This window comes from Komagataeibacter xylinus, assembly GCF_031081985.1.
In the GTDB taxonomy this organism is placed as follows: Bacteria; Pseudomonadota; Alphaproteobacteria; order Acetobacterales; family Acetobacteraceae; genus Komagataeibacter; species Komagataeibacter xylinus_E.
The window spans coordinates 66,123-79,632 of record NZ_JARWSK010000010.1; the positions used below are offsets into that span (position 1 = coordinate 66,123).

A 13,510-nucleotide genomic window follows, 5' to 3' on the forward strand; every position below is an offset into this window, starting at 1 on the left:
AGCAGGTCCGTCAAGGCACCATCCTGTCCTGCACTGCAGGCGGCCCGGCGGGGGCAGGCAGAAGTGAATGAATGGCGCGGGCGGGTAAAAGCCCACCGATGACCACGATCATGCTCAGAACGATGACAAGCACCGTCAGTTCCGGGCGGGCATGCCGGTTCTGGCGGGGGGATGGTAACGAGGGGGCTGTCATCATCATACGGATGATGTTCAGGTAATAATACAACCCGATAATACTGCCGATCATGAGTACGCACAGCAGCAGGCCACGCGGGTATTCAACGCCGGTTGCCACGATTTCGAACTTGGCAAAAAAGCCGATGCCAGGCGGAATACCCGCAAGCGAAAGCAGCATGAGCGACATGGCCGAAGCCAGGAACGGGCGGCTGAAAAACAGTCCCTTCCACTGCATGATAGCCGTGCCATCTGGCCCTTCATGGATGGCAAAGGCGGTGATGGTGGCAAAAACGCCCAATGTACTGGCGGTATAGGCCAGAAGATAAATGGTGATGGCCCCCGATTGCAGGCGGCCGGGGCAGAGAAAAGCAATCAGGAGATACCCCACATGTGCAATGGATGAACAGGCCAGAAGGCGTATGAGGCTGGTCTGGCGCAATGCAAGCAGGTTACCGCCCAGAATGGTCAGGGTAATGACGACAGACAGGATGTCATCGAAAAAGGGCGGCTGGTTTCCCGTGCCGAAATAGCGCACAAGCGACGCAAATATTGCAATTTTGGAGACCACAGCCAAAAACGCCGCTACGGGAACGGGTGCGCCCTCCATCACGTCAGGCAGCCACATATGGAAGGGCACGGCAGAAAGTTTGAAGAACATGCCGACAAGGATCATGACCGTGGCGGCAACGGGCAGGGCGGCAGGCATATCCCCGGCCGCGATAGGGGGTATGAACCGCAGTGATCCCGTAATGCCATAGGCCAGACCGATACCGAACAGGAGAATGGCGGAAGAAACCCCGGACAGGATCAGGTATTTCATCGCCGCTTCGCACCCCTGCATGAAGGAGCGGTGCCGGAAGGCCGCAAGCCCCATGAGGGAGATGCCCAGTATTTCCAGCCCCAGGAAAAAGGACATGTAATTTGCGCTGAACACCATGGCCAGCGCGCCAAGCGTGCCCAGCATGAACAGCAGGGGATATTCATCCACCAGCGTGGTTCGGTCATGCCCCGCATCCCGCCATGCCATGAGCAGGATGCACAGGCTGGAAAATATGGTCAGGATGGCTGTATAGCCTGCCCACCAGTCCTGAATGAACAGGCTGCTACCCGTATCGGGCATTCTGCCTGTATGGTACCCCATGACCGCAAGGGCCAGCACCAGTGTCACCATGCTCCCCACAAAGCTGCGCTCTACCGAACGTCGCCACGTCGTAGCAGCAAGCATGACCATGATGCCCGAAGAGACCACCATCAGTGGCATTGGCAGGAAAACATCATGCCCGGTCATGGCGTGTGATCCTCCTGGCTGGCCGTAACGGACAGGGGGGATGGGACGGAAAATGTCCTGAAAGGCTGTGGATACAGGCCCAGCACGATCAGGAAGGTCATGATGCAGCCCAGAACCGCCATATGCCGGACCGGAAAGTCCTCCAGCGAAGGCAGGCCTGCCCGGGGGGCTGCCAGGAATATGCGGTTGACCATGCGCAGCGCATAGATGGCGGCAGGAACAAGCCCTATGGCCGCGAGCGTCGCGGTAGCTGGGCTGACATGCCATGTCGCCAGCAGAACAAGGAACTCGCCGGTAAAATTACCCAGTCCTGGCATGCCGAGTGATGCCACGGCAAAGAACAGCCCCATACCAGACAGGCGTGGCATGGCTGCCCACAACCCGCCAATCCGATTCATGTCACGTGTATGCAGCCGGTCCTGAATAGCCCCTGCAATCACAAAAAGGGCTGCCGTGCCCAATCCGTGGGCCAGCATCTGCATGATCGCTCCCTGCATGCCCATGGCTGAACCGCTAAAGATGCCAAGCAGCACGAAGCCCATATGGCTGATGCTGCTGTAGGCGATCAGGCGTTTGACATCATCCTGCGCACATGACAGCCACGCTCCGTACAGGATGCCGGCAACGCCAAGCCCCATAGCAATGGGCGCGAAACGGCTGGCTGCATCGGGAAACAGCATGACATTGAAGCGGATCATGCCATACCCCCCGGTCTTGAGCAGGATACCCGCGAGCAGCACGCTGGCCGCCGTGGGCGCCTGCGTGTGGGCGTCGGGTAGCCAGACATGCACCGGCACGACAGGGAGCTTGACGGCAAAGGCGGTAAAGAAACCCAGCATGAGCAGCATGGAAAGAGCAGGAGAAAGCGGCGTTTGCGCCAGCGTGAAGATGTCGAATGTCAGTACGCCGGTCAGCCGGTCATGCGCCATGACCAGACCAAGGATGGAAAGCAGCATGAGCAGTCCGCTGCCTTGCGTGAACATGAAAAACTTCATCGCGGCGCGCTGCCTGTCCTCATGCCCCCATGCGGCAATCAGCACGAACATCGGCACCAGCATCAGTTCCCAGAAAAAGAAGAACACAAACAGGTCGGTTGCCAGGAATGTCCCGATAATGCCCGCAAGGGTTGCAAGGAACAGGAAATGGAATGCCCCGGCATGGGCCGTGACCTGACGTGTGGCAAGGAATACGCACAGAAAGCACAGGATAAGCGAAAGCCAGATCAGCGATAGCGAAAGACCATCCATGTCCAGCCTGACCGCAATGCCCATGGCCGGAATCCATGGCATGGAAAAATGCTCCAGCCATGGCCCCGCATGGGCGCGATGGGCGAATGTGACCATGCCGAGTATAAGTGTTTCCACGCTCAGGGTCGCAAGCACCACCCACCACGACGTAGAGGGGTTGATAGGAGCGCGCATGCGCCCGGCCACCCAGGCCAGAACCCCACCCATGAGGGGCAGCAGCACAAGGGCGGGAAGGGGGTTCATGACAGCACCGCCATGGCAAGACCCGCGCACAGGCCGCCTGCGATCCATGCTGCATACCATCGCACGCGACCATTGTGGAGCAGGCCCAGCAGATGACCTGCCCATCTGATCATACGGGTTGCCTGTATGGCCAGTCTGCCCAGAAAATCGGCCCGTGCCCTGAATATTCGGGCGCTGGCCGTCTGTATCAACAGCCCTGTTCCGGTAACGGCATGATTGAGGATATCAAGCCGTGTCAGCCATGCCAGCAGGCAAAAGGGCTGCACGAACGCATAATGATACAGCGCATCCATGCCCCGACCCGTGCGGACAGGGCAGATGACGGGTGCCTGTCCGGGTATTTCGCGCATGACAGGCGAAGAACGCCCCCACAACACCCATGCAACTCCAAGCCCGGCAAGCGGCGCCCCTGCGCCTGCCATCACAAGCCAGGCAGGCTGATGCGTATGCGACAGCACTGCTGTCGGATCAAGAAGGCCACTGAACAGGTGCAGGGGAAGCAGCGTATCGGGCATTTCAATAACGCCGCCGCACAGAGAGAGAATGCAGAGACAGCCCAGCGGAATGCTCATGAGACGTGACGTCCGGCCTGCAGCCCCGGTTCCCGCCTTACCGCAAAAGACGATGAATACGCAGCGGAAAATATACAGCGCGGTCAGGAAGGCCCCCAGCAGGGCCATTCCCCATAATGGAGGCCCGCTCAGGGTCCATCCATGTGTCAGGTTGAAATGGGCGGACCATACACCCGACAGGATCATTTCCTTGCTGTAGAACCCGGCCGTGACCAGTGGCAGACCGGCCAGCGAGGATGCGCCTGCAACAAAGGCTGCAGTCAGTCCCGGCATGGTGTGGCGCAGGCCACCGAGGCGGAAAATATCCTGTTCATGATGGGCGCGCATGATGATGGCGCCCGCCGTCAGGAAAAGCAGCGCCTTGAAGAAGGCATGGGTCATCAGGTGAAACAGCGCCGCCTGCCATACCCCGCACCCCAGGGCAAGGAACATGTAACCAAGCTGACTGATCGTGGACCAGGCAAGGATACGCTTGAGATCGGACTGCACCAGCGCCGTGCATGCCCCCATGAGCAGTGTCAGCGCCCCCAGTACGGCCGTCAGCGCCATGACGGGTACCGCCATGGCAAACAGATCATGCAGCCGTGCGATCAGATAGACACCCGCCGTCACCATCGTGGCGGCATGGATCAGGGCAGAGGTCGGTGTCGGCCCTGCCATGGCATCCGGCAGCCATGTCTGGAAAGGGATCTGCGCCGATTTGGCAAGGGCTGCCACCAGTATGAAAAGCGCCGCCATGTTGATGCCAGACGGGGCGAGCTGCCCGTTTGCAACCGCCGCCAGCACGGTTCCGATACGCAGGGAGCCCCCCGTTGCGGTCACCAGCAGCAGCAGGCCGCACAGCAATGCCACATCCCCCATGCGTGTCATGTAAAAGGCCTTGCGGGCGGCCACGGTATTGGCGGGATCGTCATACCAGAACCCGATGAGCAGGTAGGAACACAGCCCCACGCCTTCCCACCCGATAAACAGGCACAGGAGGTCGGATGCTAGAACCAACACCAGCATGGCCGCCACAAACAGGGTCATGCAGGCAAAAAAGCGGGCAATTCCCGGATCGTGGTACATGTAACTGGCGGCATAGATATGGATCAGCAGCCCCACGACCGTAACGACCAGGATCATGAGCATGGAAACCCGGTCCAGCATGAAGGCGATATCTGCTGAAAATCCGGGCATATGCATCCATGGCCACAGCGTCACCTGCAGTACGCCCGTCACCGGCCCGGACAGGAGCATGACGGACAGGATGATGCTGATTACGGCGGAAATTCCCACCCCGGCGCAGGCAACCATCCCGATACCGCGCGCGTCCATGCGCCCGGCGGATACGAATGTGATCAGGGACGCGGCCAGCGGGCAGAGGATAAGGATGGGGATCAGGAATGTGGCCATGGTCCTATCCCTTCAGAAGGTTGCCGGTATCGGCATCCAGCGTAGGGCGCCCATGAGCATGCAGGCACACGATGAGGGCAAGCCCTACCGCCGTTTCAACGGCGGCAAGGGCCAGGATAAGCAGGAACATCACCTGTCCTGTCGCATCATGCCAGCGCGCGCCCGCACCTACGAACACCAGGGCTGCCGCATTGAGCATGATGTCCAGTGACATCAGCATGAACACCATGTTGCGCCGGACCAGAATCCCTGCCAGCCCGACCGAAAACAGGGCTGTGGCCAGCAGCAATGTGTCATTGAAGGAAAAGGCGGGCATATCAGTGCCTCCCCATCCGGTTGCGCCCGATGTAAAAGGCCGAGACCAGACCGGCCAGCAGCAGGAACGACACCAGTTCCACCATCAGTACGTAGCGACCGAACAGGCTCAGCCCCACATCATGCGCCGTAATGGGAGCAAGGGCGGGCGCAGGCCCGGATAGTGGACGGCGGCAATAAAGCAGTTCCGCACACACGATGGTGGCCAGAATGCCCGGCCCCAGCCACGCGCGGGGGCGCAGCCATTCCTTTTCACGCGTGCTGTCCGTCTGGCCCAGATTGAGCATCATGATCACGAATACAAACAGCACCATGATCGCGCCGGCATAGATGATGATCTCCAGCATTGCCGCGAACGATGCCCCCTGCATGACAAGCACGGCCGCCAGCGCCAGCAGCGTTACCACCAGGTACAGCACCGCATGCACCGCCACCCGCCGGGTAATCACCATGATGGCCCCCACAACGGTCACACTGGCGGCAAGAAGGGCCAGGGCATGCATGATGGTTACGGCAGCAGGGAATGAAGATCGACGGGCGGGCGCTCACGTTCGGATGCGCCGCGATCCTTGCCGGGAACGGGAATGCCCGCAACATGGTAGAAACTGTAATCGGGATATTTGCCGGTCCCGCTTATCAGCAGGTCGTCCTTTTCATAAACAAGGTTGGGCCGTGCGTATTCGCCCATTTCAAAATCGGGCGTCAACTGTATGGCGTAGGTGGGGCAGGCTTCCTCGCAGAAGCCGCAGAAAATGCAGCGTGAGAAGTTGATGCGGAAATATTCCGGGTACCACCGCCCGTCCGCTTCGGTTTTCTGCAGGCTTATGCAGTCCACCGGGCAGGCGACGGCGCACAGGTTGCATGCAACACACCGCTCCGCCCCATCGGGATCGCGCGACAGGATGATCCGCCCGCGATAGCGTGGCGGCAGATAGGGTTTCTGCTCTGGATACTGCACGGTCGCGCGCCGGTGGAAGGCATGCAGCGCCGTCAGGAACAGGGTGCGTAGGGTATCAAGCATGAGAGATGCCTTTGCATCAGGCGTGTCATCAAGACGCACGCAGCATGAGGATGGTTCCGGTCGCCATGACATTGAGCAGGGAAAGCGGCAGCAGGATTTTCCAGCCCAGCGCCATCAACTGGTCGTAACGCGGGCGGGGCAGGCTGGCGCGCAGCAGGATGAAAAATATTATCATGACCCCGGTCTTGAGCGCGAACCACATGGCAGGGGGCAGGAACGGCCCGCGCCAGCCACCAAGGTAGAGCGTGGTGACAAGGCTTGAGACCAGAACGATCCCGGCATATTCGGCAATGAAGAACATGCCGAATTTCATGCCCGAATATTCGGTATGGAATCCCGCCCCCAGTTCGTTCTCCCCTTCGGGCAGGTCAAAGGGCAGGCGGTGGGTTTGCGCAATGCCAGCCAGCATGAACACCCCAAAGCCAAGGCATTGCGGGATGATGAACCATACCCCCGCCTGTGCTGCCACAATATCATGCAGGTTGAATGACCCCGCCATCATGACCACGCCCAGCAGGGACAGCCCCATGAATACTTCATAACTGATCATCTGCGCTGCCGCCCGCATGCCGCCCAGCAGTGCGTATTTGCTGTTGGACGACCACCCGGCCAGCACCACGGCATAGACCCCAAGCCCCATCATGCCGAGGACGAACAGCAGCCCGACATTCATGTCCCCCGCAATGCCCATGCCCATCGTGACCGGAATGACGGCAAAGGACAGCAGGACCGTCATCATGCCGATGGCCGGAGCAAGGATGAATACGCCCCGGTCGGCAAAGGGAGGGATCCAGTCCTGCTTGAACAGGATCTTGGTTCCATCCGCCACGGCCTGGAACATGCCGCCGGGCCCCACGCGGTTGGGGCCATACCGGTCCTGCCATAACCCCAGCAGCCGCCGTTCAACCCATGTCAGCACGGTGGCAAGGCCAAGGATGACCAGTGGCGTGAGAATGATGGTGAAGAACGCTGAATATGTCATGACCGCTCTCCTTCGTCCGCTATCCGCTCCAGCCGGGCCATGCAGGGGAAACGGAACGCACGCGCGACCATGTGCGCCGGGCACAGGGCAATACCCGCAGGCAGTCCGGGCACGGGTTCCACGGGCAGTACATGCGGCCCATCGTCCAGATGCAGCACCATGTGGCTCGATGTCACCATGCTGGCGGGCAGCCCCATCGCTGGCGCGGTTGCGCGCGCCTTGACGGGCGGGGAAAACATGCTCAGTTCCTCGCTACCGAACAGGCGCGTATCGGGCAGTACCAGAACGGTATCAGCCTGCAGGGCATAGGGGCGGGGAATATCCGTGGCATAAGCCGGTTTCGCATCAGGGTGTCCGGTGCCGGGTAACAGCCGGATACCGCAGTCCCCGCCACGCATGGGACCACCGATTTCATGTTGGAAACGGTTCAGCGCCTGAACCGAATTCCATGGAGATGCCTGATAACCCGAAACCAGTGCTGCGGGCATGTCCGGCCCATAGGCGCCTTCCATGGAACTGCTGAACGGCATGTCCGGACTGCCGGGCGGTGGCTGGTCGTGCACATTGATGAAGGAACGGATAACGGTCCGCCCGCTGGCGCGGTAGGTCTGGCTGCGCAGTTTCTGGCCATCCATACGGTAATTCGCTCTCGGTGCGGCCTGTGCCGCAGGGGCAAGAGGGGGGAATGCCACCCCGAGCGCGGCAAGGACATCATCGAGATCCCGCCAGCCGGTCAGCCCCGTTATATGGAGCGTGGACGGGTCAAGGCTGCGGGCCAGCGCCTGAACCCAGCGCCAGCCGGTCTGGATGGGGGCAGAGGGAAAAACCGCCTGAAAAAAGCGTTGCGCCCGGCCTTCCTGGCTGACCAGCGTGCCGCTGCATTCGCTGAAGGCACTGGCGGGCAGTACAAGACTGGCCTGCTGGCATAGCGGTGTTTCCGTATGGTCGATCACGACAATATCGGGAACCGCCGCCACCAGTTCCGCCACATCCGCCGGGGACAGGTGGCGGGTCAGGTCATTTTCCGTAATGATCAGGGTGGAAATTTCGCCCGCCCGTGCCTGTTCCATCACCGTTTCCAGCGGCAGCCCTCCCAGCATGGCCAGCCCCATGCTGTTGCACTCCGGCAGCACCAGCGACAGGCCGGTTTCAGGCGTGGTGTGCGCAAGGGCTGCGGCAATGCTGGCGGCGGCCTGCATAAGCGGGCGAGAGCCATACTGCATGCCCGATACGACCAGCGGCCTGCGCGCTGCCATGAGCGCATGCGCAATGCGCGCGGCAAGCTGCGTGTCGTCTTGCGACAGGTCCGTAACCGGCGGGGCGGCAGGATCGATCGCGTGGGCGATGGCAAAGCCCAGCCGGGCAATATCATCCGGCGCGGCGCGAAGGGCTTGTGCCGCCACATCGTCCAGGCCGGTTGGGGCGGGTGTCAGCACATGCAGGGCGGATGGGCATTCGGCGCCCAGTGTGCGCACCGCCGCATCCATCCAGCGCGGCACTTTTGCCTCATCGGCCGTATGGAGGGAAGCCTGCCGCACCGACTGCCGCAGTGACAGGCCAAGCCGGGGGGCGGTGGCGCATACATCCTCCCCCAGCACCACAACGGCATCGGCACTTTCCATTTCATGCAGGGTGGGCAGGGCGCCGGGATGGCGGGCAAGCAGGGCATGGGCCAGTTCCGTGCATTCCTGTTCCTGCCGCGTCTGGCCGGTGCAGAAATGCTGTGGCCCCACCAGCGCATGCAGGCTGAAACAGGTTTCCAGTGCCGCGCGAGGGGAGGCTATGCCCACGATCCGGCCCTGTGCTGCCATGCGGGCGAAGGTTGTCAGGGCGTCTGCCATGGAAATGGGCACCTGCTGCCCGCCAATACCGCGCAGCGGCGTGCGGATACGCGTTGGTGCGTTGACAAAACCATGCCCGAACCGGCCCCGGTCGCACAGCAGGTAGCGGTTGACATCCGTATTGTAGCGGTTGAGGACGCGGCGGAGGGTTTCCTCGCGTGCATTGACAAGGGTGTTGCAGCCCACTGCGCAATGTACGCACACCGAGGGCGCGCCGCGCATGTCCCATTTGCGGCTATAGGTGGTGGAGAAGGGTTTGTCGGTAAAGACGCCGGTCGGGCAGATTTCCACCAAATTGCCGCTGAAGGCGTTTTCCAGCGTACCATCTTCGGCACGGCCGAAATAGACATTATCATGCGATGCAAAGACCGCCAGATCATCCCCGCCCGCATAATCACGGTAGAAGCGCACGCAGCGGTAGCAGGCGATGCAGCGGTTCATCTCGTGCTTCACGAATGGCCCGAGGTCCTGGTTGCGATGGGTCCGTTTCGTGAAGCGGTAGCGGCGGGTGTTGTGCCCGGTCATGACCGTCATGTCCTGCAGGTGGCATTCGCCGCCTTCCTCGCACACCGGGCAGTCATGGGGATGGTTGACCATCATCCATTCGATGATGCTGGCACGGAAGTCGCGGGCCTCCGGGTCGTCGATGGATATGATGGTGTTTTCGCTGACGGGGGTCATGCAGGCCATCACGATGCGGCCCTTCGTGTCATCGGGCCCGCTGAACTGCTTGATGGCGCACTGGCGGCACGCGCCCACGGAGCCGAGTTCGGGATGCCAGCAGAAATAGGGCAGGTTGGCCCCCGCTTCCAGGCAGGCCTGCAGCAGGTTGATGCCGGCGCGGGTGGGGCAGTCCCTGCCATCAATGCGGATGGAGGTCATGGTCATGCTCCCGCCTGCAGGGGGCAGCGGCCCTGCTGGATATGGGCTGCAAAATCGGCGGCAAAAAGTTTCAGCCCGCTGACAAGCGGCGCCATTGCCCCCGGTGCATGGGCACAGAAGGTCCGGCCGGGAGCGCCGAGCATGCGGGCATGACGGGCAAGCTGGTCCATGTCCTCATCCTGCCCTGTCCCGTCCTCGATTGCGTCCAGCAGGCGTTCCACCCATGGCAGCCCGTCACGGCATGGGGTGCACCACCCGCAGGATTCCTGTGCGAAGAAATGTTCCAGGTTGCGGATCATGCCGATGGGGCAGGTCCGGTCATCGAGAATGATGGCCATGCCGGTGCCAAGCCTGCTGCCCGCCTTTTCCACCGACCCGTAGTCCATCGCGACATCGATGGCGGCTGCGTCGAGAAAAGCGGTGGATGCCCCGCCGGGCAACAGGGCGCGCAGCCGGTAGCCAGAGCGCATGCCGCCTGCATACTCCTCGATGATCTGGCGCAGCGGCGTGCCGATGGGCAGTTCCCATGCGCCCGGTTTTGCCACCCGGCCGCTGACACCATAGATCTTGGTGCCACCATCCTCTCCCAGCCCGAGGCCCGCGAACCATTCGGGCCCATTGGCGATGATGTGGGGCAGGTTGCACAGTGTCTCGACATTGTTCACCACGCTCGGCGCGCCCCACAACCCGCCGGTCTGGGGAAAGGGCGGCTTACTGCGCGGTGTGGCCCGGCGGCCTTCCAGCGCGGTCAGCAGGGCGGTTTCCTCGCCGCATATGTAGCGCCCGGCGCTGGAATGCACGTGAATGTCGAAACTGAAGCCGGAGCCCAGGATATTCCCGCCCAGCCAGCCCTGCTGCCGTGCTTCCCCGATTGCGCGGTGCAGGCGGGTGCAGGCCAGATCATATTCCCCGCGCAGGAAAATGATTCCATGGCCTGCCTGCACGCCGTAGGCCGCAAGTATCATCCCCTCGATCAGTTGCAGGGGATTGCCTTCAAGCAGCAGGCGGTCCTTGAAGGTGCCAGGTTCCATCTCATCAGCGTTGGCGATCAGGTATTTGCGGCGATCCGTTGCGGGCTCCTTCGGCACGAAGCTCCATTTCTGCCCGGTCCCGAAACCAGCGCCCCCGCGCCCGCGCAGTTTTGAGCGTGTTACCATGTCAATGATCTCGGCCGGGGCAAGGCTGCTCAATGCCTTGCGCGTGGCCTGCCAGCCGCCTGCATGTTCATATGCAGCACAGTCCGGTGGGCCGGTAGCCGGGTCGATCATGGCGGTCAGGGGCCGTTCGGAAGGGGGTGTCATGGCATGTCCCTCAGCGTGTCGATCAGGTGATCGAGGATAGCCGTGTCCACATCTCCATGCAGGGCGTTGTCCACCAGCATGGCCGGGGCGTGGTCGCAATGCCCGATACAGACCGTGGGCAGCAGGGTGATGGCGTTGTCCGCCGTGGTTTCGCCGGGTCTTATGCCCAGTTTCCGGCACAGATGGGCGCATAGGGGTTCGCGCCCCATGATCCAGCACGAAACGCTGTCACACAGCATGATGACATGCCGCCCGACCGGCCTGCGGAACAGCAGGTTGAAATAGGTGGCGACACCATCCAGATCATCGGCCGACATGCCCAGTAGGTCGGCCACTTCGCGGAGATGCGTGGTGCTGACCCAGCCAAAGCGGGCCTGCACCAGCCGCAGGGCCGCGACACTCGCCCCACGCGGGTACAGTTCCTGCGCCGCAAGGGCAAGGATTTCCGCCCGCACGGGCGCGGGCAGGGGATTTTCAGCGGTCAACATCGGCCATGACGAAATCGATGCTGCCCAGGATCGCGATCAGGTCCGCGATCATGATGCCGCGGCTGAGCAGCGGGATCATCTGCAGGTGGGCAAAGGACGGGGTGCGGATGCGGGTGCGGTAGGACGTGGTACCGCCATCGCTGACAAGCGTATAGGTGTTCACGCCTTTCGTGGCTTCGATGCTGGCCCGTGCCTCCCCCGGTGGAATGACCGGCCCCCAGCTTACGCTGAGGAAATGGTGGATCAGGGTTTCAATGTCATGCATCGTCCGCGCCTTTGGTGGCGGGGTTGTCAGCGGGTGGTCGGCCTTGACCGGGCCTGCTGGCATGTTGTCCACGCACTGGCGGATAATGCGCAGGCTCTGGCGCATTTCCTCCACATGCACGGCAATCCGGTCATAACAGTCGCCGTTGGTGCCGGTGGGAATATCGAATTCAAGCTGGTCGTAACAGGCATAGGGCGCATGCCTGCGGTAATCCCACGCAAGCCCTGTGGCGCGCAGCCCCGGCCCGGTGACGCCCCATTCAATGGCTTCCGTCGTGGTATAGGCGCCGATCCCTTTCGTCCGGGCGCGGAAGATGGGGTTGCGCATGACCATTGCATCGTATTCATCCAGCCGCTCCGGCAGGTCATCAAGAAAAGCACGGATCAGTCCTTCCCACCCTTCGGGCAGATCCATGGCCACGCCGCCAATGCGGAACCATGCCGGGTGCATGCGAAAGCCGCATATCGCCTCGATGATGCCGAATACGCGCTCACGGTCGGTAAACATGTAGAATACCGGCGAAAGCTGCCCCACATCCTGCGCCATGGTGCCGTAGAATACGAGATGGCTGGCAATGCGGAACAGTTCCGCCAGCATGACACGGATCATCTGTGCCCGTGGTGGCACGGTAATCCCCGCCAGTGTCTCGACCGCCATCACATAGGGGAAATTGTTCATGACCCCGCCGAGGTAGTCCACCCGGTCGGTATAGGGGATGTAGGTGTGCCAGGACTGGCGTTCTCCCATTTTTTCCGCGCCGCGGTGGTGAAAGCCGATATCGGGCACGGCATCGACAATCCGCTCGCCTTCCAGTTGCAGCATGATGCGGAACACCCCATGCACGCTGGGGTGATTGGGGCCGAGATTGAGGAACATGAAATCGCTATGGTCACTATGCCGCCGCATGCCCCATGCGGACGGGTCAAAGCGCATGGCGTCCTGTTCGCATGCCTCGTGTTCTTCCGTCAGGCTGTAGGGCGGCATTTCGGTGGCGCGGGCGTGGTGGTCCTTGCGTAGGGGGTGCCCGGTCCATGTGGGCGGGGTCAGGATGCGGCGCAGGTCGGGATGGTTATGAAAGTGAATGCCAAACAGATCCCAGACCTCGCGTTCATACCAGTTGGCGCCCGGCCACAGGTCGCAGATGCTGGGAAGGGCCGGGGCAGTTGCACCAAGGGGCACCTTGATCCGCACCTCATCCGTGCGGGTGGCAAGCGAGATCAGATGATAGACGACCGTGAATGCGGCCTGTGGCTGTCCGTTACGGTGGGTGCGCTGACGTTCATCTATGGCGGTCAGGTCGAGCAGCATGAGGGATATGGCGGCCGATGCCTTCAGCGCGGCCATGACGGGGCGGAGGTCAGCAGCCGCAATCCAGAGGGTGGGCACGCCGTCACACGCAGGCTGGGTGGCCAGAAAGCCATTTGGCAGATGGTGCGAAATGATATCCGCCAGGCCCTGTTCGCGGGCAGGAGAAAGAAGGGTGGTAGCCATGG

11 protein-coding genes are annotated in these 13,510 nt (G+C 61.7%); all 11 read right to left on the bottom strand.

All coding sequences use genetic code 11. The features are described from left to right. Positions 1–10: 10 nt before the first annotated feature. From QEG70_RS16065 to nuoC, 11 genes are read right to left on the bottom strand one after another with little or no spacing between them, the layout of a single operon-like run. Positions 11–1,465 (bottom strand): NADH-quinone oxidoreductase subunit N, encoded by a 1,455-nt coding sequence (locus tag QEG70_RS16065; protein ID WP_308721541.1) that lies wholly within the window; start codon positions 1,463–1,465, stop codon positions 11–13. Continuing rightward, entirely contained in the window at positions 1,462–2,955 is a 1,494-nt protein-coding gene (locus tag QEG70_RS16070) for a complex I subunit 4 family protein (RefSeq protein ID WP_308721542.1), read from the bottom strand. The genes QEG70_RS16065 and QEG70_RS16070 overlap by 4 nt, the downstream gene beginning before the upstream one ends. After that, entirely contained in the window at positions 2,952–4,922 is a 1,971-nt protein-coding gene (gene nuoL / locus QEG70_RS16075) for an NADH-quinone oxidoreductase subunit L (RefSeq protein WP_308721543.1), read from the bottom strand. Before nuoL ends, QEG70_RS16070 begins: the two co-directional genes overlap by 4 nt. A 4-nt stretch (positions 4,923–4,926) precedes the next feature. Beyond that, a complete protein-coding gene (gene nuoK / locus QEG70_RS16080) occupies positions 4,927–5,238 on the bottom strand; it encodes an NADH-quinone oxidoreductase subunit NuoK (RefSeq protein ID WP_308721544.1) in 312 nt (103 codons plus the stop codon). 1 nt (position 5,239) lies between these two features. Next, a complete protein-coding gene (nuoJ, locus tag QEG70_RS16085) occupies positions 5,240–5,740 on the bottom strand; it encodes an NADH-quinone oxidoreductase subunit J (protein WP_308721545.1) in 501 nt (166 codons plus the stop codon). Between the two features lie 5 nt (positions 5,741–5,745). Continuing rightward, entirely contained in the window at positions 5,746–6,258 is a 513-nt protein-coding gene (nuoI, locus tag QEG70_RS16090) for an NADH-quinone oxidoreductase subunit NuoI (RefSeq protein ID WP_308721546.1), read from the bottom strand. Positions 6,259–6,286: 28 nt separating this feature from the next. Beyond that, complete coding sequence (gene nuoH / locus QEG70_RS16095; protein WP_308721547.1) at positions 6,287–7,240, bottom strand: NADH-quinone oxidoreductase subunit NuoH; 954 nt, start codon at positions 7,238–7,240, stop codon at positions 6,287–6,289. Then, positions 7,237–9,963: an NADH-quinone oxidoreductase subunit NuoG gene (nuoG, locus tag QEG70_RS16100; RefSeq protein WP_308721589.1), complete on the bottom strand. Its 2,727-nt coding sequence runs from the start codon at positions 9,961–9,963 to the stop codon at positions 7,237–7,239. The genes nuoH and nuoG overlap by 4 nt, the downstream gene beginning before the upstream one ends. Before the next feature lie 2 nt (positions 9,964–9,965). Continuing rightward, positions 9,966–11,264: an NADH-quinone oxidoreductase subunit NuoF gene (gene nuoF, locus QEG70_RS16105; RefSeq protein WP_308721548.1), complete on the bottom strand. Its 1,299-nt coding sequence runs from the start codon at positions 11,262–11,264 to the stop codon at positions 9,966–9,968. Beyond that, positions 11,261–11,752, bottom strand: coding sequence for an NADH-quinone oxidoreductase subunit NuoE (gene nuoE, locus QEG70_RS16110; protein ID WP_308721549.1), 492 nt, complete (start codon positions 11,750–11,752; stop codon positions 11,261–11,263). Before nuoE ends, nuoF begins: the two co-directional genes overlap by 4 nt. Next, on the bottom strand, positions 11,739–13,508 hold the full coding sequence (nuoC, locus tag QEG70_RS16115; protein WP_308721550.1) for an NADH-quinone oxidoreductase subunit C/D: 1,770 nt from the start codon (positions 13,506–13,508) through the stop codon (positions 11,739–11,741). The genes nuoE and nuoC overlap by 14 nt, the downstream gene beginning before the upstream one ends. Positions 13,509–13,510 lie beyond the last annotated feature (2 nt).